Annotated in this window: 23 protein-coding genes; 13 read left to right on the plus strand and 10 right to left on the minus strand. The window is 62.0% G+C overall.

Annotated elements, in window-relative coordinates; all coding sequences use genetic code 11:
* The first annotated feature begins 434 nt into the window (after positions 1 to 434).
* From ACLRGI_RS23010 to ACLRGI_RS23025, 4 genes are all read left to right on the plus strand, one after another.
* On the plus strand, positions 435 to 1,394 hold the full coding sequence (locus ACLRGI_RS23010; RefSeq protein ID WP_419203757.1) for a TM2 domain-containing protein: 960 nt from the start codon (positions 435 to 437) through the stop codon (positions 1,392 to 1,394).
* Positions 1,395 to 1,524: 130 nt separating this feature from the next.
* On the plus strand, positions 1,525 to 3,015 hold the full coding sequence (locus ACLRGI_RS23015; RefSeq protein ID WP_419203758.1) for an RNB domain-containing ribonuclease: 1,491 nt from the start codon (positions 1,525 to 1,527) through the stop codon (positions 3,013 to 3,015).
* A 277-nt stretch (positions 3,016 to 3,292) separates the two neighbouring features.
* Positions 3,293 to 5,005: a DEAD/DEAH box helicase gene (locus ACLRGI_RS23020; protein WP_419203759.1), complete on the plus strand. Its 1,713-nt coding sequence runs from the start codon at positions 3,293 to 3,295 to the stop codon at positions 5,003 to 5,005.
* Between the two features lie 8 nt (positions 5,006 to 5,013).
* A complete protein-coding gene (locus ACLRGI_RS23025; protein WP_419203760.1) occupies positions 5,014 to 5,928 on the plus strand; it encodes a DNA-methyltransferase in 915 nt (304 codons plus the stop codon).
* On the opposite strand, the gene ACLRGI_RS23030 is transcribed toward ACLRGI_RS23025, so the two are convergent.
* Both ACLRGI_RS23030 and ACLRGI_RS23035 read right to left on the minus strand, forming a co-directional pair.
* Positions 5,901 to 6,509 carry a MarC family protein gene (locus tag ACLRGI_RS23030; RefSeq protein WP_091468732.1) on the minus strand — a complete coding sequence of 203 codons (609 nt, stop codon included), beginning with the start codon at positions 6,507 to 6,509 and terminating at the stop codon, positions 5,901 to 5,903. The two genes, ACLRGI_RS23025 and ACLRGI_RS23030, sit on opposite strands and share 28 nt — an antisense overlap.
* Entirely contained in the window at positions 6,509 to 7,354 is an 846-nt protein-coding gene (locus ACLRGI_RS23035) for a PHP domain-containing protein (RefSeq protein WP_419203761.1), read from the minus strand. Before ACLRGI_RS23035 ends, ACLRGI_RS23030 begins: the two co-directional genes overlap by 1 nt.
* Positions 7,355 to 7,434: 80 nt before the next feature.
* Between ACLRGI_RS23035 and ACLRGI_RS23040 the strand changes: the two genes are divergently transcribed.
* Entirely contained in the window at positions 7,435 to 9,009 is a 1,575-nt protein-coding gene (locus ACLRGI_RS23040) for an aminopeptidase P family protein (RefSeq protein WP_419203762.1), read from the plus strand.
* 179 nt (positions 9,010 to 9,188) lie between these two features.
* Here the strand turns inward: ACLRGI_RS23040 and ACLRGI_RS23045 are convergent, their stop codons facing one another.
* Positions 9,189 to 10,013, minus strand: coding sequence for a YflT domain-containing protein (locus ACLRGI_RS23045; RefSeq protein ID WP_419203763.1), 825 nt, complete (start codon positions 10,011 to 10,013; stop codon positions 9,189 to 9,191).
* Positions 10,014 to 10,089: 76 nt separating this feature from the next.
* Between ACLRGI_RS23045 and ACLRGI_RS23050 the strand changes: the two genes are divergently transcribed.
* The 3 genes from ACLRGI_RS23050 to ACLRGI_RS23060 are packed head-to-tail and all read left to right on the plus strand — an operon-like array spanning position 10,090 to position 13,217.
* Positions 10,090 to 11,373: a magnesium transporter MgtE N-terminal domain-containing protein gene (locus tag ACLRGI_RS23050; RefSeq protein WP_419203764.1), complete on the plus strand. Its 1,284-nt coding sequence runs from the start codon at positions 10,090 to 10,092 to the stop codon at positions 11,371 to 11,373.
* Entirely contained in the window at positions 11,354 to 12,085 is a 732-nt protein-coding gene (locus ACLRGI_RS23055) for a DUF1003 domain-containing protein (protein ID WP_419203765.1), read from the plus strand. The genes ACLRGI_RS23050 and ACLRGI_RS23055 overlap by 20 nt, the downstream gene beginning before the upstream one ends.
* Positions 12,086 to 12,089: 4 nt before the next feature.
* Positions 12,090 to 13,217: an Mrp/NBP35 family ATP-binding protein gene (locus ACLRGI_RS23060; RefSeq protein ID WP_419203766.1), complete on the plus strand. Its 1,128-nt coding sequence runs from the start codon at positions 12,090 to 12,092 to the stop codon at positions 13,215 to 13,217.
* A 74-nt stretch (positions 13,218 to 13,291) separates the two neighbouring features.
* Here ACLRGI_RS23060 and ACLRGI_RS23065 read toward each other — a convergent pair whose 3' ends face one another.
* The 3 genes from ACLRGI_RS23065 to sigE are packed head-to-tail and all read right to left on the minus strand — an operon-like array spanning position 13,292 to position 15,255.
* Positions 13,292 to 13,678, minus strand: a complete 387-nt coding sequence (locus ACLRGI_RS23065) for a twin-arginine translocase TatA/TatE family subunit (RefSeq protein WP_419203767.1) — start codon at positions 13,676 to 13,678, stop codon at positions 13,292 to 13,294.
* 31 nt (positions 13,679 to 13,709) lie between these two features.
* A complete protein-coding gene (locus ACLRGI_RS23070) occupies positions 13,710 to 14,624 on the minus strand; it encodes a hypothetical protein (protein WP_419203768.1) in 915 nt (304 codons plus the stop codon).
* A gap of 7 nt (positions 14,625 to 14,631) precedes the next feature.
* On the minus strand, positions 14,632 to 15,255 hold the full coding sequence (sigE, locus tag ACLRGI_RS23075) for an RNA polymerase sigma factor SigE (RefSeq protein WP_419203769.1): 624 nt from the start codon (positions 15,253 to 15,255) through the stop codon (positions 14,632 to 14,634).
* A 236-nt stretch (positions 15,256 to 15,491) separates the two neighbouring features.
* On the opposite strand from sigE, the gene ACLRGI_RS23080 reads away from it, so the two are divergent.
* Entirely contained in the window at positions 15,492 to 16,124 is a 633-nt protein-coding gene (locus ACLRGI_RS23080) for an O-methyltransferase (protein WP_419203770.1), read from the plus strand.
* Between the two features lie 125 nt (positions 16,125 to 16,249).
* Here ACLRGI_RS23080 and ACLRGI_RS23085 read toward each other — a convergent pair whose 3' ends face one another.
* The 4 genes from ACLRGI_RS23085 to ACLRGI_RS23100 all read right to left on the minus strand — a co-directional run bounded on the left by ACLRGI_RS23085 (position 16,250) and on the right by ACLRGI_RS23100 (position 19,153).
* Positions 16,250 to 16,417 (minus strand): DUF3117 domain-containing protein, encoded by a 168-nt coding sequence (locus ACLRGI_RS23085; RefSeq protein WP_009357720.1) that lies wholly within the window; start codon positions 16,415 to 16,417, stop codon positions 16,250 to 16,252.
* A 226-nt stretch (positions 16,418 to 16,643) separates the two neighbouring features.
* Positions 16,644 to 17,849 (minus strand): hypothetical protein, encoded by a 1,206-nt coding sequence (locus ACLRGI_RS23090; protein WP_419203776.1) that lies wholly within the window; start codon positions 17,847 to 17,849, stop codon positions 16,644 to 16,646.
* A gap of 104 nt (positions 17,850 to 17,953) precedes the next feature.
* The gene (locus ACLRGI_RS23095) at positions 17,954 to 18,295 is read right to left on the minus strand and encodes a DivIVA domain-containing protein (protein ID WP_419203772.1); all 342 of its coding nucleotides are present in this window, start codon (positions 18,293 to 18,295) and stop codon (positions 17,954 to 17,956) included.
* 18 nt (positions 18,296 to 18,313) lie between these two features.
* Entirely contained in the window at positions 18,314 to 19,153 is an 840-nt protein-coding gene (locus ACLRGI_RS23100; RefSeq protein WP_402934012.1) for an LOG family protein, read from the minus strand.
* Positions 19,154 to 19,316: 163 nt separating this feature from the next.
* On the opposite strand from ACLRGI_RS23100, the gene ACLRGI_RS23105 reads away from it, so the two are divergent.
* The 4 genes from ACLRGI_RS23105 (at position 19,317) to ACLRGI_RS23120 (ending at position 22,648) form a co-directional block, all read left to right on the plus strand.
* On the plus strand, positions 19,317 to 20,072 hold the full coding sequence (locus tag ACLRGI_RS23105) for an amino acid ABC transporter ATP-binding protein (RefSeq protein ID WP_011775438.1): 756 nt from the start codon (positions 19,317 to 19,319) through the stop codon (positions 20,070 to 20,072).
* Positions 20,073 to 20,127: 55 nt separating this feature from the next.
* The gene (locus tag ACLRGI_RS23110) at positions 20,128 to 21,006 is read left to right on the plus strand and encodes a glutamate ABC transporter substrate-binding protein (protein WP_419203773.1); all 879 of its coding nucleotides are present in this window, start codon (positions 20,128 to 20,130) and stop codon (positions 21,004 to 21,006) included.
* A gap of 95 nt (positions 21,007 to 21,101) precedes the next feature.
* Positions 21,102 to 21,752: an amino acid ABC transporter permease gene (locus ACLRGI_RS23115; RefSeq protein WP_419203774.1), complete on the plus strand. Its 651-nt coding sequence runs from the start codon at positions 21,102 to 21,104 to the stop codon at positions 21,750 to 21,752.
* A complete protein-coding gene (locus tag ACLRGI_RS23120; protein WP_419203775.1) occupies positions 21,749 to 22,648 on the plus strand; it encodes an amino acid ABC transporter permease in 900 nt (299 codons plus the stop codon). Before ACLRGI_RS23115 ends, ACLRGI_RS23120 begins: the two co-directional genes overlap by 4 nt.
* Positions 22,649 to 22,858 lie beyond the last annotated feature (210 nt).

Raw genomic sequence — 22,858 nt, forward strand, 5'->3', positions numbered from 1 at the left:
CCCCCCCCCCCCCCCCCCCCCCCTCCACCCAAAAAAAAAACACACCCCCCCAGATCAGTATCAATGTCTCGTGGGCTCGGAGATGTGTATCCTGATAAATCAATAGTTTCTCCTTCGTTTTTAGATTCGGGTTTCCGTGGCTTGCTCCTCCACGATCTGGACTCTGCTGGGAAACGCCCAGCTCCCGGGCAGCCGCGTCGGCTGCCAAACGGATGCTGACTCGGTGCGTAGCTGGACGCCCTGAGTGACTCCTGAAGCAGGCATTGACGAATATAGAAGCATCCAAGACTAGCTCCGGCTGCCCCCAAACCTTCCCGGCACCGGGTTCCTGCTTTCGGGGTCACGCCTACTAGGCTGGCTCGAAGTGAGTTGCCTGCCGCATGTCCCGCGCCGCACGTCCCGCTCCTCGCACCCATTTCACCGAAGGATCCTTAATGAGTCACCCGAGTTACCCGCCCTCGCCCCAAAATGATGCCGGAGCAGGGGTTCCGCAGGTCCCCGCCGCACCCTCTGCTTTTGGAGGCCAGTTCCAGGGCGGAGGCCCCGCCGGTTACCAGCCCGGTCCGGACTCCGGTCCTTACGGGGCCCAGGGAGCGGGTGGTCCCCTCAAGTCCTTCATGACCACCTGGATTCTGTCACTCCTCCTTGGTGGCCTGGGCGTGGATCGGTTTTACCTGGGCAAGATCGGTACCGGCATAGCGAAGCTCCTCACCGCGGGCGGCTTCGGCATCTGGTCCATTGTGGACCTGATCATCACGCTGACAGGAAACGCGCGGGACAAGCAGGGCCGTCCGCTGGCAGGTTACCCGGAGAACAAGAAGAAGGCGTGGATCATCACCATCGTCGTCTGGTTCGCCGGTGTGATCATCGGAATCGTCTCCACCGTTTTGTCGTTGACTTTGGTGGCTGCTGCCGTCCAGGAAGGACGAAACACACCCGTAGTGCCGCTCCCCTCGGCCAGCCAAGGGCCGCTGTTGCCGTCAGAGGGAACTGCCAACGATGCGAACTCCTTCACCGTGAACGTTGATGACAGCACCACTGTGAAGGTGGGCGTCGTGGACTCCCTTTACACCAACGAGATTCCGTCCATGACCTACATGAAACCTGCCAACGGAGGTTTCCTTGTCCTGGAAATTTCCTGGGAGACACTGACCGGGACGAGCTTCGCGGCGTCAACGAACTTCGAAGCCTACGACGCTGACGGCAACGAGGGGGACCTGCTGTTCCTGGAGGACGGCCTTGGCGGCCTGCCCACGGGGACAGTTGCCATTGGAGAGGTGAAGCAGGGTGTGATCGCGTTTGATATCAAGAACGGCCCCACCACGATTGTGGTCAACGACGACTATGGTGATGAAGCGGCCACCTTCACGCTGACCCCTCCGGCCGGCCAGTAGCTGATCAGCCACGCATAAATCTGCTTCAGGAAAGAACCCGCCGCCCTTTACGTGAACTGGTCACGGGGCTGCGGGTTCTTTCGTAGGGACCTCCGAGACTATCCGCCGGTTTCGGGCTAACCTGATTTTCGTGTCACATCATCGGATTGCGCCCAACGTCGACGACTCCTCGGATCTGCTTGCCGCGGCCCTTGCCGCCCTGAGGACGGAGCTGGAACTCCCTGGCGAGTACCCGCCGGAAGCCGTGGCAGAAGCACGTCAGGCCGTGGAGACCCTTGAGTTGCCGGCTCAGGACCTGAGGGATATTCCTTTTGTGACCATTGACCCCGCCACGTCCACCGACCTGGATCAGGCTTTGTTCATCGACCGGGCCGGTGATGGATACAAGGTCCTCTATGCCATTGCCGATGTGCCGTCCTTCGTGGTTCCAGGAGGCGCACTGGATGCCGAAACGCGTCAACGCGGGCAGACGTTCTACGCCCCCGACGGGCGGATCCCGCTGCATCCGGAGGTCATCAGCGAAAACGCCGGCAGCTTGCTGGCCGACCAGGATTGCAGCGCTTTCGTCTGGGATTTCGACTTGGATGCGGAAGCTGAAGTGCAGTCCGTCACCGTTGCCCGTGCCGCCGTACGCAGCAGGGCAAAGCTGAGTTACAAGGGCGCGCAACAACAGATCGACGACGACACCGCGCCGGCTGTCCTGCAACTCCTCAAGGAAGTGGGACTGAAGCGCGTGGAATTGGAACGCCGGCGCGGCGGCGCAAGCCTCAATATGCCGGAACAGGAAATAGTCCAGGCAACCGACGGCGGCGAGTACAGGATCGCTGCCGCCCCGTCCCTCCCGGTTGAGGACTGGAACGCGCAGATCTCCCTCATGACCGGCATGGCAGCCGCGCAGATGATGCTCGATGGAAAAGTGGGCATCCTGCGTACCATGCCCGCGCCCGATGACCGCTCGCTGCTCCATTTCAAGCGGCAGACCTCTGCACTCGGGAAGCCCTGGGACGGCCAGGTCAGCTACGGCGAGTACCTCCGCACCCTGGATGCATCCGATCCCAAGCAACTGGCCATCCTGCACTCTGCCGGCACGTTGTTCCGCGGTGCCGGTTACACCCCCTTTGACGGTGAGGTGCCGGCCAACGTGATCCAGGCAGCCATCGGGGCTCCCTACGCACACACCACGGCACCTTTGCGGCGACTGATCGATCGCTTCGTCCTGGTGATCTGCGAAGCGCTCAGCAACAACCACGACATCCCGGCGTGGGCGCGTGAGGCACTCCCTTCGTTGCCCGAGATCATGGCCTCCTCTGACCAAGTGGCCGGACGCCTGGAGCGGGCGGCGCTGGATACCGTGGAAGCGGCGCTCGTGGCAAACCATATTGGCCAGGAATTCGACGCCGTGGTCATTTCCGGGTCCAAACCGTCCAACGGAGCAGGTTCCAAAGCTTCCAACGGGAATGGAAACGGCAACGGCAACGGTCCCTTCGGCGTCATACAGATCGCAGAGCCTGCTGTTACGGCCCGCTGCGATGGAGAGATGGAGTCCGGAACCAAGGTTCGGGTGCGGCTGCTGAAGGCCGATATCGCGAGCCGCGAGATCAGGTTCGAGCTGCTGTCCTAGGGCCACTCATTCGGCGATCCGGGCTTTCCGGCCCCCAGAGGATAGACTGGGCTTGTAGTAATGGATGCCCGGTCGTTGATTCAGTTAATTTTTGAACTCAACAAGCCCGCCCCTACGCGATCTTGAGATATACCAACTGGTCACCAGTGCCAGTACTTAGATAGCCCGCGATCGGCTTCCACTGGACTTGCTTGTGCGCCCGTTCGTGCTCCGGTACGGCTCCGCCGCCGCCGTTGAGCATGCAGCGCCAATGCCCAAATGAATAAGGAAACTCCCTGTGAGTGAATTGCATACCCACCAAGTCCTGACGGACTCCACCGGAACCGAATCCATCGAACCCGAGGAAACGATCATCTCGGATGAGACGCCCCATGAGATCGAAGAGAAGACGTTCGCTGACTTCAACGTCCGCGCCGACATCGTTGAGTCCTTGGCCGACGCCGGGATCACCCACCCCTTCCCCATCCAGGCCATGACCCTGCCGGTCGCCCTGAGCGGCCACGACATCATTGGCCAGGCCAAAACCGGTACCGGAAAGACCCTGGGCTTCGGCATCCCCGCCCTCCAGCGCGTGGCCGGCCGGGATGATGCAGGCTACGAAAAGCTCGCCGTCCCGGGCGCACCGCAAGCCCTGGTCATCGTGCCCACGCGTGAGCTCGCCGTGCAGGTTGCCAACGACCTCCAGGCTGCCTCACGCAAACGCAACGCCCGCATCGCCACCATCTATGGCGGCCGCGCTTACGAGCCCCAGATTGATGCCCTGCAGAAGGGCGTCGAAATCGTCGTCGGCACCCCTGGCCGACTGATCGACCTTTACAAGCAGAAGCACCTGAGCCTCAAGAACGTCAAAATGGTCATCCTTGACGAAGCCGACGAAATGCTGGACCTTGGCTTCCTCCCCGACGTCGAGACACTGATTGCCGGCACCCCGGCTGTTCGGCAGACGCTGCTCTTCTCGGCGACGATGCCCGGCCCCGTCATTGCGATGGCCCGCCGCTACATGACGCAGCCCACACACATCCGGGCTGCCGACCCGAATGATGAGGGACTCACCAAGCGCGACATCCGCCAGCTCATCTACCGTGCCCACAGCATGGACAAGACCGAGGTTGTGGCGCGCATCCTGCAGGCCCGCGGACGTGGCCGCACCATCATCTTCACCAAGACCAAGCGCACCGCCGCGAAGGTTGCCGAGGAACTCGTTGACCGCGGCTTCGCAGCCGCAGCCATTCACGGCGACCTTGGCCAGGGCGCCCGCGAGCAGGCCCTCCGCGCTTTCCGCAACAACAAGGTCGATGTCCTGGTGGCCACCGATGTCGCGGCCCGCGGCATCGACGTCGATGACGTCACCCACGTCATCAACTACCAGTGCGTGGAAGACGAGAAGATCTACCTGCACCGTGTGGGCCGTACCGGCCGCGCGGGCAACAAGGGCACTGCCGTCACGTTTGTTGACTGGGACGACATGCCTCGCTGGGGCCTGATCAACAAGGCCTTGGGACTCAGCGTTCCCGAGCCCGTGGAAACGTACTCATCTTCGCCGCACCTGTACTCCGATCTTGACATCCCCGAGGGCACCAAGGGCCGCCTCCCGCGCAACAAGCGCGTCCTCGCAGGCGTTGACGCCGAGGTCCTTGAGGACCTTGGCGAGACCGGCAAGAAGAACGCCCGCTCCGGCGGGTCAGGCCGGGATGGTGGACGTGACGGCAAGCGCGACGGCGGTCGCGACGGCGGCCGTGGCCGCTCCGGCAGGACCGGTGACGCCGAGTCCAGTGAATCCAAGGGCGAGGGTGGCCGTAACCGCACGCGCCGCCGTCGTACTTCTGACGCCGAGGCAGGCCCAACTGCCGGTGCCTCGGAAACCCGCACTACCGGCGCCGACAATGCCGAGAAGCCTGCACGCACGCGTAGGACCCGTACCCGTCGCCGCAACGGCGAAGTGGTTTCCGGTGAGACCGCAGCTGCCCAGTCCGGCAGCACCGAGGCCTAAAAACCTCAATGACTGAATCTGTTTGGGCGCCGGACGGCGGCAACTTGGTGGTGCACGCGGACAACGCGGAATTCCTCCCTACGCTGCCGGACGGCGCCTTCACACTTATCTACGTAGACCCGCCCTTCAACACGGGCCGGGTCCAACGCCGCCAGGAAACCCGCATGGTCCGCAATGCGGACGGCGACGGCGACCGCGTCGGATTCAAGGGCCGCTCTTATGACACCATCAAGGGCGCCCTGCACAGCTACGACGACGCCTTCAGCGATTACTGGTCCTTCCTGGAACCCAAACTCGTGGAGGCCTGGCGCCTGCTGGCGGACGACGGCACCCTGTACCTGCATTTGGATTACCGGGAAGTCCACTACGCCAAGGTAATGCTGGACTCGATCTTCGGACGGGAGTGCTTCCTCAACGAGATCATCTGGGCCTACGATTACGGAGCCCGCGCCAAGAACCGTTGGCCTACCAAGCACGACAACATCCTGGTGTACGTCAAGAACCCCACCAAGTATCACTTCGACAACGCCGAAGTGGACCGGGAACCCTACATGGCGCCTGGTCTGGTAACTCCCGCCAAGCGCGAGCTCGGAAAGCTGCCCACGGATGTCTGGTGGCATACCATCGTTTCGCCCACCGGCCGCGAAAAAACCGGCTACCCCACGCAAAAGCCTGAGGGCCTGGTGCGCCGAATTGTTTCCGCCTCAAGCCGTGAAGGCGACTGGTGCCTCGATTTCTTCGCCGGTTCAGGAACCCTCGGTGCCGTGGCAGCCAAACTGGGACGCAAATTCGTGTGCGTCGACCAGAACGAACAGGCTATCGAGGTCATGCGGAAACGGCTGGGCAGCAAGGCAGATTTCCGCCGGAGCGGGTCTCAGCCGGACGCGAGCCTGGATCAGGCAGCACCCTTCACGAAGGCCTGAACCGCGTCGGCGATCATCTGGACGGCAATGGCTGACAACAGCAGGCCTGCGATCCTGGTGACCAGCTCCACACCGTTTTCACCGAGCACACGCTGCACGACGCCCGCGAACCGCATGGCAAGGTACAGCGAGCCCAGCACAACAGCAATACCGAGCCCTACCGCCAAGTACTCGGAGAGCTGGCTCGACTGCTGCACGAACACCATGACCGCCACGATCGCTCCGGGCCCGGCCATGAGCGGAGTTCCCAGCGGAACAAAAGCCACGTTCTTATATTTGGCAGCGTTCTCCTCGCCGCTGGTGGACCCCGTGAGCAGTTGCAGCGCGATGAGTACCAAGAGCAGGCCACCGGCCCCCTGCAAGGCGGCCAGCGAGATGTGCATGTAATTCAGGATGGACTGGCCGAAAATCGCAAACACCACGATCACGCCGGTAGCCACCAGGAGAGCCTGGAAGGCTGAGCGGTTCCGGTCCTTGGCCGACATCTGTGCCGTCAAGGACATGAAAATCGGCACGGTACCCGGTGGATCCATGATGACGAACAGCGTGACGATGACGGAGGCGAGCAGTTGCAGATCCATCAGCGGATGACCGTGCTGCCTGTTGCCAACTCCTCAATCCGCGACAAGACCGCGGGCGAGGTTGTATTTTCCCCCAACAGATTGGGCTTGCCTGCCCCGTGGTAGTCGGAAGACCCTGTCATGAGCAGCCCGTGTTCGGCGGCCATACCGCGGAGGAACGTGCGGCCCTCCTCCGGGTTGTCGCGGTGTTCAACCTCAAGTCCCAGCAGTCCGGCATCAATCATGTCCCGGTATGTCCGCTCCCCCACGATGCGCCCCCTGGAAGAGGCCACAGGATGGGCGAAGACGGGAACGCCGCCGGCTGCGCGGACAAGTTCGACGGCGACTGCCGGGTTGGGCGCATAGTGCTGCACGAAGTACCGCGAATGTGAGGTGAGGATGGACGTGAAAGCTTCCGTACGATCCGCAACTACCCCTGCGGCTACCAAGGCATCGGCGATGTGCGGGCGACCCACTGTGGCACCGGGAGCCACATGGTGGATGACGTCGTCCCATGTCAACGGATAATCCTCGGACAACAAAGTGACCATGTGCTCGGCACGGGTGAGCCGCGCGTCCTTGGATTTGGTGATTTCCTCCAGCAGACCCGCATGGGCGGGGTCGTGAAGGTAACTCAGCAGGTGGACGCTGATCCCTTGCTCGGTCCGGCAGGAGATCTCCATTCCAGGAACGAAAGCAATGCCATGTTCCCGGGCAGCTGCAGCGGCGGAGTCCCAACCATCCGTCGAATCGTGGTCGGTCACGGCCACGGCGTCCAAGCCGGCCGAGACGGCGGAGATGATCACCCCGGCCGGTGTCTCGGTTCCGTCGGAAACATTTGAGTGCGCATGCAGGTCTATCCTCACTTTCCCAGCCTATGGGATGCAGGCCTGCTTGGAATGTTGCGCCGTTGGCCTCCCCACCTAACTGGTGGGACGATGTAACGGTGAACGATGCCGAAAACACCCAGAACTCGTCCTCCCAGCCACTGCAAGAGCGTGTCAACAACCGCTCGCAACGGCCCACATCCGATGCCTTCAAGGCATTCATGGCCAGCAACTGGGCGCCCGCCCCGCAGGTAACCCCTGCGCGTGACGCTGTCGCAGACCACGCTGCCCGCCGTCGTCGTACTATTTCCGAACTGTTCAAGGGCGAACGGCTCGTCATTCCGGCCGGTCCGTTGAAGGTCCGCTCCAACGACTGCGACTACCGTTTCCGCCCCCACTCCGGTTTCGCCCACCTCACCGGCTTGGGCCTGGACCACGAGCCCGACGCCGTGCTGATCCTTGAGCCCGTCTCTGAAGGAAAGGGCGACGACGGCGGTCATCACACTGCCACCCTCTACTTCCGTCCGCTGGCCGGCCGGGATACGGAACAGTTCTATGCTGACTCCCGCGCCGGCGAATTCTGGATCGGTGCGCGCCCCACGCTGGCCGAGTTCGAGGCCCGGCTCGGCCTCCTCACCGCACACATCTCGGAGCTGGAGATGGCCATCACCAAGAACGTTGGCGCACCGGAGATCGGCGGCATCTCCATTCGACTGGTCCGCAAGGTGGACGAGAACATTGAAGCGCTGGTTGACACCGCCCGCTACAACACGGCCAAGGATCCCGAGAACCTGGACCTCGGCGAACTCGACGCCCTGGACGAGAAGCTCAGCGAAGCACTGTCCGAACTTCGCCTCCTCAAGGACGAGTGGGAAATCGAGCAGATGAAGATCGCCGTCGCGGCCACCGTGGAAGGCTTCGCTGACGTGGTCCGTGCCCTCCCCCGGGCGCTGACCCACAAGCGCGGAGAGCGTGTAGTTGAAGGCGTTTTCTTTGCCCGTGCCCGTGAAGAAGGCAACGAACTCGGCTACGACACCATCGCCGCGTCCGGCAACAACGCCACCGTGCTGCACTGGAACCGCAACTCCGGAACCGTCAACGCCGGCGAGCTCCTGCTCCTCGACGCCGGCGTGGAAGCCGACTCCCTCTACACCGCTGACATCACCCGCACGCTTCCGGCCACGGGTACCTTCACCGATGTCCAGCGGAAGGTCTACGAAGCAGTGCTCGACGCCGCAGATGCCGGTTTTGCTGCTGCCCGGCCCGGCATCAAGTTCCGGGACATCCACACCGCTGCAACCACGGTCCTGGCCGAACGCCTCGCCGAGTGGGGCCTGCTGCCTGTATCCGTCGAGGAAGCCATCAGTCCGGAGGGCCAGCAGCACCGCCGCTGGATGCCGCACGGTACCAGCCACCACCTTGGCCTGGACGTCCACGACTGCGCCCAAGCCAAGCGGGAGCTGTACTTGGATGGAATCCTCACCGAGGGCATGGTTTTCACCATCGAACCCGGCCTCTACTTCAAGAACGAAGACCTCGCCATCCCCGAGGAGTACCGTGGGATCGGCGTTCGCATCGAAGATGACATCCTCATGACCGCAGACGGCCCCGTGAACCTCAGCGCAGCGTTGCCGCGCAAGGCCGACGACGTCGAGTCCTGGATGGCAGGCATCTACCAGGAAGTCCAGGGCTAAGCCCAAGCAACTGACCTAATAAGAAACTGGGCTCATACGCACTGGGCTTATACGAAAGGGAAGGCCACCGGAGATCCGGTGGCCTTCCCTTATCTGTTCTGCGGAAACCAGTGTTCGGCGGAAACCAGTGTTCTGCGGAAGCTGGTGCCCTGGGGAAACTGGTGCCCCTGGGGAAGCGTCTACTGCTTGGGCGAACCCTCGGAACCGGACTGCTGGCCGTCTTCCTGCGATGCATCTCCGGCTTGATTTTGACCATCGGTGACCCGGACACCATATTGAGGACGACCGTCCGGGAGGTCCGGGTAACGGACAGCCGCCGGCGTCGGATTCTGAGCCGGCTGGTTCACCGGCGCAGCGGTACCCTGTCCTTCCGGAGCACTTGACCCGTGGGACTCCGGGCCGCGCTGGCCATAGGGGTCGTTCCACGTGGAAGGCCGCTCAGGAGCCTGGCCGGGCTGCTGGAACGGCGCATTCTGCTGATTGTAGTTTGCCTGGGGCGCGGCTGCCTGGGACGGGTTCATGGGCAGTTGGTGGAGCAAGCGGCGGGCCTCGTGGGCTGCCTCCACTGCGACGATGACGTCGTAGTTGGTGGCCACCACTTGGCTGGTTGAGGTGAAGTCACGCTTCCCGCGCTGCATGGCGTAAGTAACAATGCCGAACAGCATGAAGAAAGCCGCACCCATGAGCACCGAAGTGATGATGGAGAACGGCCCCCCGGCGGGAGTGAAGAAGGACAGCATGACGCCGACAAAAAGGCCGAACCACATGCCGCTCAGGGCACCGGACAACGCCACCCTGGGGTAGCTAAGGCGCCCGGTCACACGCTCCACCATTTTGAGGTCATTGCCAACGATCGACACCAACTGAACGGGGAACTGCTGGTCTGCGAGGTAGTCCACCGCCTTCTGGGCATCCAAATACGAGGTGTACGAGCCTACGGTGTCACCTTGGGGGACACTGCGGGATTCCTCAACGGCTTTGGGAGCACCAAAAATGTTTGACATAGCCCCATTGTGTCTCATGGACATGTGTAGCGGCTGGAATTCAGCTAAAAGAGAGCAGACTCGGTAGCCTGTAAACATGAGCACACATCCCTCACGCGTCTTTGTCGCGCGCTTGCTCGGCTTGGACGTCTTCGACCCCCTGGGCGATCGTCTGGGCCGGTTGCGCGACGTCGTGGTGCTCTCCCGAGGTACCCGCGGGGCTCCCCATGTGGTGGGCATCGTGGTTGAAGTTCCGGGCAAGAAGCGGGTCTTCGTTCCCATGACCCGCATCACGTCCATCGACCAGACGCAGATCATTTGCACCGGCCTGGTCAACCTCCGGCGATTCGAGCAGCGCGGCGCCGAAACACTTGTAGTAGCTGAAATGTTCGACCGGCGCGTAACGCTGGCCGATGGCAGCGGGGACGCCACCATCGAGGACATCGCCATGGACCAACACCGGTCCAAGGACTGGTTTGTCAGCAAGCTGTTCGTCCGCCGCGGCCACTCCCTCTCACCGTTCGGCAGGCTCCGCCGCAACGAGACCCTCATTATCGACTGGGCCGACGCCCAGACCGGCGCCCACAATGAGCCCCAGGCTGCCACGCAATTCGTTGCGACCCACGAAGACCTGAAACCTGCCGACTTTGCCGAAGCGCTTCAGGAAATGAGCGACAAGCGGCGTTTCGAGGTAGCCAGTGAGCTTCAGGACGAGCGCCTCGCCGATGTCCTCCAGGAACTCCCCGAAGACGACCAGGTGGAGATCCTCTCCGCCCTGGATGTGGAACGCGCCGCTGACATCCTCGAAGAGATGGATCCCGACGACGCCGCCGACCTCTTGGCCGAGCTTCCTTCCGCACAGGCCGAAGAGTTGCTGCAACTCATGGAACCCCAGGAAGCCGAGGACGTCCGCCGTCTCCTGGAATACGACGAAGACACTGCCGGCGGCCTCATGACTCCGGTCCCTGTCATTCTGCCGCCGGAAGCCACAGTTGCCGAAGCACTGGCCCACGTTCGGCGCGAGGAACTTTCGCCTGCGCTTGCCTCATCCATCTTCATCGCCCGCCCGCCCTTGGAGACCCCCACCGGCCGCTTCCTGGGGGTGGTGCATATACAACAGTTGCTGCGCTTCCCACCGCCGGAACCTTTGGGCAACCTCGTGGACAAGAACCTTGAGCCGCTTTCGGACCAAGCCCACATCAGCGAAGTTGCCCGGACCCTGGCCACGTACAACCTTAATTCACTTCCAGTCGTTGATGACGACGGCCGCCTTGTGGGGGCGGTGACTGTTGATGACGTGCTGGATCACCTGTTGCCCGATGACTGGCGCGCCCACGAGGACGATGCCCCTATAAGGAAACTTGGAGGCCGCATTGGCTGATAACAACGCCGCCCGATCCCCCAAGTCCGCAGGACGCTCGAGCAGCAGCCTCGACACGCCCCTGAGCGGGCGGCAACGCATCCTGCCCAAGTTCTCGCCCAACCCGGACGCCTTCGGGAACGCCACAGAGGGCTTCGCCCGGTTCATGGGTACGCCCACGTTCCTGGTCTACATGACAGTGTTCTGTGTGTTCTGGCTTGCTTGGAACACCTTCGCGCCCACCGAGTGGCAGTTCGACCGCGTGGAGCTGGGCTTCACCCTGCTGACCCTCATGTTGTCCCTTCAGGCCTCCTACGCCGCGCCGCTCCTGCTGCTCGCGCAAAACCGGCAGGATGACCGGGACCGTGTGTCGCTCCAGCAGGACCGCCAGCGTGCCGAACGCAACCTTTCCGACACCGAATATTTGACGCGGGAATTGGCCTCACTCCGCATCGCGTTGCGTGAAGTAGCCACACGTGACTATGTCCGCACCGAACTCCGCAGCCTGCTGGAAGACATCATCGATGCCCAGGAGGAACTCCGAGAGAACGAAGCCGGCTCCGATGGCGCGGAATCTTCGGGCGAAAAGGTCAAGGAGAAATTGAAGGAGAAGCGTGACAAATCGCGTGGGCCCCGAACGCAGCAGATTCCAAAGGTTCGCCAACCGCGGACCTCAGGTCCACAACACTCCACAGGCAAGCCATCGCCTGAAAACCCCGAAAGCCGAGCCTGACCCTATGAGCAACACATCTGTTGAGGCCCTGCAGGCTGCCTTGGCAACGGTCATTGATCCCGAGCTCCGGCGCCCCATCACGGAACTCGGAATGGTGGAATCGGTCTCTGCCGATGATGAGGGCGCGGTGCACGTCGCCGTACGGCTGACCATCGCCGGGTGCCCCCTGCGCGAGACCATCACCAAGGACGCCACCGACGCCCTCATCCGGGTGGAGGGCGTCACAGGCGTGAATGTTGAGTTGAAGGTCATGACCCCGGCCCAGCGCGAAGCACTCAAGGAACAACTCCGAGGACCCGGTGGACAGCGCGGCATACCCTTCACCAAGCCTGGCTCCCTGACCAAGGTTTACGCCGTAGCCAGTGGCAAGGGTGGGGTGGGCAAATCATCCGTCACCGTCAATCTCGCCTGTGCATTGGCTGCCCAAGGCCTTCGGGTGGGGATCGTGGACGCCGATGTCCACGGCTTCTCCGTGCCCGCCTTGATGGGGATCAAGCAGAAGCCCACCCAGGTGGACGACATGATCCTTCCGCCTGTCGCCTACGGCGTTAAGGTCATCTCCATCGGCATGTTCGTTGCGGGCAACCAGCCGGTAGCCTGGCGCGGTCCGATGCTGCACCGGGCTTTGGAACAATTCCTCACCGACGTATACTTCGGCGACCTCGATGCCCTCTTCCTGGACCTGCCCCCCGGTACGGGGGACATCGCCATCTCAGTGGCCCAGCTTCTGCCCAATGCGGAAATCCTGGTGGTCACCACGCCGCAGGCAGCTGCTGCGGACGTCGCCGAACGCGCCGGTACCATCGCCACCCAGACCGGTCAGAAAGTGGCCGGCGTCATTGAGAACATGTCGTACCTGGAAATGCCCGACGGCGGACGCATGGAATTGTTCGGAAGCGGCGGGGGTGCCATCCTGGCTGAACGGCTAAGCGCTGCCGTGGGAAGAGACGTTCCTCTTCTCGGGCAGATTCCGCTGGACATCCGTTTGCGGGAGGGCGGCGACGCAGGAAAACCTGTGGTTCTGGCAGCGCCTGAAACGGCAGCCGCCGAGGCGATGGAGGACATTGCCGCCGCCCTGGCCACTCGGCCACGCGGGCTCTCGGGCATGCCCTTGGGAATCCAGCCGCGCTAAGCCGACACCACTTAGCAGGCACCACTGAGCGGGCACCACTGAGCGGGCACCACAGAGCGGGCGTCAGCTTCGAATCAGGTTGCCTCAGAATCGAACGGGGCGGCTTCGCCTTCGGCGAGCCGCTCAATGACGCGCGCAGGGGCCTTGGGCTTGGCATCCACTGCCGCCGCGGCAGCTACGGGAGCCCCGGCACTGACCGGCTTGGTATCGTCCTCAAGGAGCGCGTCCTTGATGATCCGCCGGGGATCGTACTGGCGGGGATCGTACTTCTTCCAGTCGACTTCATCGATATCGATGCCGACTTCTTCTTTGATCTGCTCGCGCGCGCCGGAAGCCATTCGACGAACTTCCTTGACCAGGTTGGCGAGCTTTTGAGTGTATTCGGGCAAACGGCTGGGACCGATGACGAGTACGCCGATAATCAGAAGGAGTATGAACTCCGGGCCGTTGATTCCAAGCACGCTACGAAGATTACCTTGTCTGTGGTGCCGCTCATAAACCGGCAGGGCGGAGCAGGGTCTGGAGGCCGCGGAGCAGCCGTCCGTACCAGGCTTCTGGATCTTCGTCGCCGGCCGCCAACGTCATGGCCTCCCCTGCCCGCACAATTTCGGGTACGGCGTCATCCGCGGCGTCCGCCGGGAGGTCGGAGGCGTAGCTGATGACAGCTGCCGGCATGGTGTAGGTGGCCTTCCACGGGGTCCCCTGCGTGACAGAAAGCCGCGCCGACGTGGATAGTCCTGGGTCGGATCGATCCACCGGGAGGTGTTCCTCCACGATGGTGGCGTATTGGCCGTTGCTTTCAAGCCGGATTTCCACAGCGGGGTTTCCGTTGCGTATGGAGGCTTGTGCGGACACGACACGGAACCCCATGCCGGCGAGGTCGGGACAAGCCCACCCGTCTTTCCGTAATGACTCCATCTGTGCAGGGCTCAAACTGACGGTGCTGCCGCCGCGGAACGCGGGTCCCACCATGGCACCTGCGGAGTTGCCAGTCCAACTGCCGGCAAGGGCGCCGACATCTCCGGTCCCCGCAAGGAACTGCGGCTCATCATCGCCGGCTATCACATAGGCCGAGACCGCCAGGGCGCCTGCGCTCACGACCAAAGCGCCTGAAGCAATGCCGGCGAGACGGAGGCTCCGCAGCCCGCGGTACCGGCGCCTCTGTGGTGAGTATGTTGAGGCGGGCTCGCTGGCCAAGCGTTCAGTGTGCTCGATCAACCGTTCCGCAAGATCCTGGCTGGCCTCGGGCACCGACACGCCACGGAGACGCTCCAAGTACTGCCGTTCCCGGCCGAGCGCAAGCCGGCACTCGGAACAGTTCTGCAGGTGCTCAGGGCTGCGAGTATGGCGCAGAGCAGCCAAGGTGCGCCGGGACAGGGCTCCCGGACGAAGTGAACGTCGAGGCATCGACTTCCTAAAGAACGCTGGCGATGCGGGGCATCTTCAACCGCGGCTTGCGGGCCTCTGCCGGCCGGGGGTCCCTGTGGGCAAGCTTTTCGCGCAGCATGGTCCGTCCACGGTGGATACGGGACCTGACAGTCCCCAGCTTCACACCGAGCGCCTCTGCGACTTCGTCATAGGAAAGGCCCTCAAGGTCACACAGCACGACGGCGGCGCGGAAGTCCGGCGGGAGCTCTTCCAAGGCCCGCTGGACATCAAGGTCAAGGTTGTTGTGTTCGAAGCTCTGCTCCGGACCCGGCTCTCGGCCGGGCAAGCGTGATTCGGCATCCTCAGCGAGCGCGTCGAAGCGGATCCGGCTCTTGCGCCGTGCCTGGTCCAGGAACAGGTTGGTGGTGATGCGGTGCAACCAACCGTCCAGGGTTCCCGGCTTGAAATTCTCCAGGGAGCGGAACACCCTGACGAAGACTTCCTGGGTAAGGTCCTCGGCGTCGAACTTGTTGCCGGTCAGGCGATAGGCGAGGCGATATACCTTGGCGGAGTGGTTCGAAACCACTTCCTCCCAGCTGGGCATGACCCAATCAGTAACGGCCTCAAGGCTTTCCGATGTTTGGACTGGCGCAGCATGCGATGCCGGCATCGTCCACTCCCCTCAAACTGTGGTTCACCGAATCTTCGGTGCCGGCCACCTCATGGATGATCGGAGCATTATCATCCCAAGTTTGTCTGGGAATTTCCTGACTGGCGGGCAATTTCCCCGCAAGGCTGAAACGGGCGCTGGACACAGCCTCAGGAGACTCCAACGCAGCGGGGTTAGGCGGGTTTACACAGTAGTCTTGGTACAAACACCCCTACCCGCGGAAAGCGAACCCCTTCATGAGTGCCGACAAGTCAAGCAGCTGGTCCTACGCAGAAGATCTGCCGGCTGAGGATGATGTTTTGTTGCGCGCCAGGGAGCGGTCCTTCGAACTCGGTGTCAACCCCATCAGCCCCGGCGTGGGCGCCGTACTGACAGTGCTTGCTGCCGCTTCAAAGGCGCAGACAGTGGTTGAAGTGGGCTCAGGAGCAGGGGTGTCGGGTGTCTGCCTGCTGCGAGGCTTGAGCCCCCAGGCCGTGCTGACCACCATCGACGTGGACGTCGAACACCTTAAGGCCGCCAGGGAAGCGTTCCTGGAATCGGGCAGCCCGGCCAACCGGACCCGCACCATCTCCGGCCGCGCCGCCGATGTACTGCCGCGCCTGACCGACTCTGCCTATGACCTTGTTTTCATCGACGCGGACAAGCCAAACTTCCCCAAGTATGTGGAACAGGCCATCCGCCTCCTGAAGTCCGGCGGAACCTTGGTCATCAACGATGCCTTGGACAAGGACCGCGTCTCCAACCCCGCTGCGCGGGATGCCACCACAGTGGTTCTGCGTCAGATCGGCAAGGCCATTCGCGACGACGAGCGGCTGGCGTCAGCGATGCTGCCCACGGGTGATGGACTTCTGGTGGCCGTTAAGAAGTAGGGGCGCCCGCGGGAGGCAAGGGCACCTCTCAAAGTATTCCCCGCCACGCCAACTGCGCAAAGCGGCTTAAACAAAAGCAGGGCCCCGGCTCGCCGGGCCCTGCAATGTAACTCTAGTCAAAACGCCTATTCAGTAACGCCAACGAGGCATTCCTTGAGGTTGGCCGCTTCCGCGGCGTTGAGCTCGACAACGAGTCGGCCTCCGCCTTCGAGCGGCACACGCATGATCAAGCTGCGTCCCTCTTTGGTAACTTCCATAGGGCCGTCGCCGGTACGTGGTTTCATAGCCGCCATTAGGAAAATCCCCTCCATTTGTCCCAAGTCACGCCAACCCGGCCGGGCTGGTTCCGCGTCGCAATTGCAGCCGGCGGCACCGCTTGGGAGGCCGCCTTGGCCGGGCACTTTTCGGTGCTTTGTCCTTGCTCTTAGTCCATTATCCCGTAATTACCCGTCCGTAGCGAATCAAACTCCTATTTGTCCGGGCTTTGTACATACTCCCCTTGCACGGCAAAGGTCCACGTCAGGGGGGATAGTCCCCGCCGCCGGGGAGCGGAGCCCAGGCCCACAGCCACACCACCCAGACGATCTGGAGGAGGACGAACATCAGCACCACGGTTCCCCGATACGCCTTGGACCTGGACAGCAGTGCCACCCCCAGAGCCAGCGGAAAAAGGGGCAACAGCATTCTGAAGGTACTGGTCTGCGGGTGAAGGAAGACCAGCAAATAACCCATGTAGCAAGCGCACCACAGGCGTAGCTCGGTTCCCAGCGCCCTGACCGGCTTAGACATCATGACCAGCACGAACAATGCCGTAAAGACGAACGGAGCAAACACGCCCAGGACCGGACCGAACAGCATCCGGCCCGTATCGAACCACGGCTTGAAAGGCACAAGGTCCTGCCCCCGCCAGGCTGTCTCTGTGCGTGTGTAGGCAGTGACTTCACCGGTGGTTGCCCAGGCAATGGCCGGCCAGGCCAAGGCTCCCACGCCCGCTGCCAGCACCAGCGCCCCCAGCGACAGCAGGCTGCGCACTGACGTCGGGCGGTCGTCGTTGTGGGCCGGACCTGAAACGGACGGCATTTTGGATGGCCCAAAGCGCTGCCACAAGCGCGAAAGCAACAGGAGCCCCATCATGGCGGCAAACGGCACCCCTGTGGGCCTGGACAGGCACATCAGGAGCACTACCGGGATAGCGGCCACATACCGGCGCCGAACCACGAGAAGCAAGGTCCCCGACAACAGCAACAGATTTAGGGACTCGGCATACGGGACCTGGAGAATCGGGGATACCGGAAAAGTAGAGACGAAAACGACGCCCCACAGCGCGGTGCGCTTGCCTGCGAACTCTCGGAAGAGCTTGTAGATCACCAACGCTGCGCCCACACCTGCCAGCATCGCGATGATGGTGAGGGAAGGGAGGGTTCCTATCCCGCTGACGGCCGAGAGCCCCCGGGCGAGGAACGGAAAAAGCGCATAGAACGCCCACGCATTTTGCTGCACCACACCGTTCGCATCAACGGGCAGGACCGAGGGGTAGCCTCTGTCAACAGCTTCCTGGTACCAGCGTCCATCCCAAATAGTGATGAAGTTCCAGTAATCCGGAGCCGGCGGAAACCACGGATTTGTTCCCTGATGGATCGCGGCAGCCATGAAGATGCAGGCGCTGACAAACCTGGCCGCTACGAAGACCAAGGAAACTTGCAGCCACCACGGCCATCCCGCCATTTTGGCGCCCGCAGCTGAGAGGCCCAAGGAAAGCCGTGCTGTGGGTCCCCGCTGCCCCTGCGTTTTCGATTCAGCCGTTCGTCCAGGCGTGGGGGCCTGCGAACTCACGGCCTGGTCCGGCCGGTTTCGCCGTCCTCAAGACGCGGCTGACTCAAGGCACCAAGTCGTTCGATCTCGCGGTCTTTGGCTTGCAACTGGTCCCTCAGTTCATCCAGGACCTGGTCAACCTGGTCCATGCGATACCCACGCAGTCCCAAGGCAAAACGCAAGGAGTCGACGTCGGCGGGTTTGGCGTCCTCGGGCAGCAGGATCGCCGGCAGGTTGGGGACGGGTTGGTCAAGCCCCGATCCGATCGGGCGCCCCCGTACCATCCCGGCACCGAGATACAGCGCCGCGCCGATGAGGACTATCGCGAGAAACACCAGGAAAAAGCTCACAGGGTCCATCGTGCCAGAAACAGCCGGCTACTCCGGGCGCTGGTTTCCATTGGTGGTAGGCGGAAGGGGTGCACCGTGCAGGACGCGATGCACCGCGTCCGCCGGGTCATCCACCAGCTGGATCAGGTCAAGGTCCTTCTCAGAGACCATGCCTTCTGCCACCAACGTGTCCTTGATCCACTCGATCATGGGTCCCCAGAACCGAATACCCAGAAGCACAATGGGGAAAGAGGTCACCTTGCGGGTTTGGACAAGGACCATGGCCTCGAACAACTCATCGAGGGTGCCGAGTCCTCCGGGAAGCACCACGAAGCCCTGCGCGTACTTGACGAACATGGTTTTGCGGGCGAAGAAGTACCGGAAGTTGATGCCCAGGTCCACCCATTGGTTGAGTCCTTGCTCGAACGGCAGTTCGATGCCCAGGCCCACGGAGACCCCATTGCCTTCCACGGCGCCCTTATTGGCAGCTTCCATGGATCCGGGTCCGCCACCGGTGATCACTGCAACGCCGGCTTCAGCGAGCTTTCGCCCAACATCGACAGCCATCTCGTAGTACTCGGTGCCCGGCTTGGTTCGCGCCGATCCGAACACACTGACGGCGGGGCCCAAATCAGCCAGGGCTCCGAAGCCCTCAACGAACTCACTCTGGATCCTCAAGACACGCCAAGGATCGGTGTGGATGAACTGCCCGGCACCGCTGGTATCCAGCAAATGCTGATCCGACATCCCCGTGTCTGCCTGTTTACGTCGAAGCTCCAAGGGGCCCTTGTGCTTGGCCGGTGCGATCTCCGAAGGGAGAGGCACGTGGGTGCCCTCGACGCGGCCGTTGGCATCGGGATGGGGAACTGGGTGCTGGCTGATGCTCATTGCCCAAGGCTAGCGCGGATGAAGGCATGCTCCATCGCTGCGACCCGCTTGTTGCATTGCAGTCTGGTATATCGCTGTGGGGCAGGTTTCTGTTCAGTCACGATCTTCAGGAAGTTGCCGTGACCGTGGTCATATTTGCTTCTTTGTTCGCTAGATTCGTCGTATGACTACTCAAGCGTCCGGCGATGCCCTCGTCTCCCTGAACGGCGTCAATAAGCACTACGGTCAATTGCACGTCCTCAAAGACATCAACCTCCAGGTTCAGAAGGGTGAAGTCGTGGTGGTTATCGGACCGTCCGGTTCCGGTAAATCCACTCTCTGCCGTGCGATCAACCGTTTGGAAACGATCGACGACGGCGACATCGCCATCGACGGGAAGAAGCTTCCCGAAGAAGGCAAGGACCTCGCGCACTTGCGTGCCGACGTCGGAATGGTGTTCCAGTCCTTCAACCTGTTCGCCCACAAGACGATTCTTGAGAACGTCACACTGGGTCCCATCAAGGTTAAGAAGGTGGCCAAGGGCACGGCCGACAAAGAGGCCATGGCACTCCTTGAGCGTGTAGGCGTCGGGCACCAGGCTCCCAAGCTTCCCGCCCAGCTCTCCGGCGGCCAGCAGCAGCGTGTGGCTATTGCCCGCGCTCTTGCCATGAAGCCCAAGGTGATGCTGTTCGACGAGCCCACATCCGCGTTGGACCCCGAGATGATCAACGAAGTATTGGATGTCATGATCCAGTTGGCCAAGGAAGGCATGACCATGATCGTGGTCACCCACGAGATGGGCTTCGCCCGCAAGGCTGCTGACCGAGTGGTCTTCATGGCTGACGGTCAGATCGTGGAGGACGCAACTCCCGAGGAATTCTTCACCAACCCGAAGAGCACCCGTGCCAAGGACTTCTTGTCCAAGCTCTTGACCCACTAGCTCCTTACCGCCAGCACCCCCGGCCGTAAGGCGGCCACCCAATGAAAGGAACATCATGAAGTCTCTTATTACCCGGAGGAAGTCACTCCTGGTGGCCGCATCGGCTGCGCTTGCTCTCTCCCTGAGCGCCTGCGGCGGCGGCAGCAGCACGACGCCGGCTCCCGTCGAGAAGCCCTCATTTGCTGCCGGAACCACCATGGAGAAGCTCAGCAAGGCTGACAAGATCACCATCGGGACCAAGTTTGACCAGCCACTGTTCGGCCAGAAGGGCCTGGACGGCAAGCCTGTCGGATTCGACGTCGAAATCGGCAAGGCCATCGCCGCCAAGCTGGGCCTCTCCCCGGAAAAGATCGAATGGGTGGAGACCGTTTCCGCCAACCGCGAACCGTTCATCGAGCAGGGCCGAGTTGACCTCGTCATCGCCACCTACACCATCAATGACGCCCGCAAGGAAAAGGTCTCCTTCGCAGGCCCGTATTACGAAGCCGGCCAGGCACTCTTGGTGAACAAGGACGACAACTCCATCACCAAGCCTGAAGACGTCAAGGGCAAGAAGGTTTGCTCCGTGACGGGTTCCACTCCGGCAAAAACCATTGTGGAGAAGTACGGCGCTGAACTGGTTCCCGCGGCCAACTACACCGCCTGCCTTGAGCCGCTGCGCAACAAGCAGGTTGTGGCCGTTACCACTGACAACGTGATCCTCGCCGGTTACGTGGACAAGGAACCGGACGCCTTCAAATTGGCCTCCGAAGAAACGTTCACCAAGGAGCCCTATGGCATCGGACTGAAGAAGGACGACACCGTGTTCCGCACGTGGATCAACGACGAACTGGAAGCTTTCGCAAAGGACGACACCTACAAGAAGGCTTGGGAGGCCACTGCAGGAAAGGTCATCAAGACCGTTCCTGAGCTCCCCACCATCGACCGCTACTAGCCGGAGTCCGATGGCTGCCGCCATTCCCTCAGGGGGACGGCGGCAGCCACTGACCTTTAGGATTCAATCCCTTTCCGCCGTAGCCGAAGGAAGCCATGGACGCCATCTTCGAAAGCCTCCCCCAATACTGGGACGGATTTCTCCGAACCCTGTTTCTAGCTGTCGTATCCGGGGTGATTTCACTCATTTTCGGTACGCTACTGGCCGCGATGCGCGTCTCGCCGGTGGCAGCGTTGCGGGGTTTCAGCACGTTCTATGTTGAAATCGCCAGAAACACCCCACTTACCATCATTTTCTTTTTCTCAGCCATCGTGCTCCCCCGGCTGGGCGTCAAATTCGAACAGTTCGAAGTCGCCGCCATTATTGCTCTCAGCAGTTACACGGCTGCCTTCGTAGCCGAAGCCGTCCGTTCCGGCGTGAACAGCGTCCCCGTGGGCCAGGCTGAAGCTGCCCGCAGCATTGGCATGACGTTCACGCAGGTTCTGGGCTTCATCGTCCTTCCCCAAGCTGTCCGCACCGTCATACCCCCGTTGATCAACATCATGATCGCCTTGGTCAAGAACTCATCCGTCGCAGGTGCGTTTTTCGTTTTGGAACTGTTCGGCTATGGCCTCCAGCTGTCCAACAGCCGTGGTGACGCTGTCATGTGGATCCTGATCGGTGTGGCGTTCTTCTACCTTCTGATCACCGTGCCCCTCGGGCTCTTGGCCCACTTTGTCGAGAAAAAGGTGGCGATCGCCCGATGACTTCGGTTCTGTACGACGTACCGGGCCCGAAGGCCCGCCGCATTTCCCTCATTGGCTCCGTGCTCGGTTCCATCATCATTGCCGGCGGCTTGGTGGGAGCCATCGTCATCCTGTCCTCACAGGGAATCTTTAACGCCTCCCGCTGGGAAGTGTTCGTCAACGAGTCAGCCAAGGACGTGTGGACGCAACTGGGACTGGGTGTGCTTGCCACCCTGCAGGCTGCGGGAGTGGCCGCGGTGATTGCCTTCCCATTGGGTGTCGTCTTGTGCCTGCTCCGTATCTCCCTGATCTCCTGGATTCGGATTCCCACCCAGGTGGTGCTCGAATTCCTCCGCGGCATGCCCGTGGTCCTCATGATCCTGTTCGTGCTACTGGTGTTCGCCACCAGCCCGTTCGTGGCAGTTGTAAGCGGTCTGGTCCTGTACAACGCAGCGATCTTTGCCGAGATTCTGAGGGCCGGTATCCAGTCACTCCCGAAGGGACAGCGCGAGGCCGGTTTGGCCATTGGTCTCCGCAGCTTCCAGTCCAGAATGAGTATCGAGTTCCCGCAGGCGATCCGCCGTATGCTTCCGTCACTCATCGCACAGCTGGTGGTCCTTCTGAAGGACACGTCACTGGGCTACATCGTGGCCTACGAGGAACTCCTTCGGAAGGTGAAGCTCATCTCGGACCTCGAGCCCAGCCTGTTGTTCTCCGCATTCTTCGTAGGCGCTGCTATCTACATCCTGATCAACCTGTCCGTTTCACGGCTGGCCATTTGGATTGAACGCCGCGGCTCCAAGAAGGCCGCCGGCGGTGTGGCTCCGATGACAATCCGAACCGGCCTCGAAGGTACCGGCAACGACCCCGTCGCACAAAACGTCGTTCCTGGCGCGGAAAACCCGGAGAAGAAGTAATCCTCTACTAAAGAAGAAGGTCCGCAGCTGCCAAGCTGCGGACCTTCTTCTTTTGCTGTGCGGGTAAACGGGCCCTTCGCATTTAGGCATGGTTGAGGGTGTTCTGCCGATAGGGGCGGTGGCCGCCGGCGGCGAGTAGGCATCTGAGTCTGTAGTTGGTGAAGTTCCGAAATCCGCGGGCGATGCGGCGGGTGGTTTCGATGACGCCGT

Origin of the sequence: Paenarthrobacter sp. PPS72, from assembly GCF_048537125.1 — a bacterium.
GTDB lineage: Bacteria > Actinomycetota > Actinomycetes > Actinomycetales > Micrococcaceae > Arthrobacter > Arthrobacter nitroguajacolicus_E.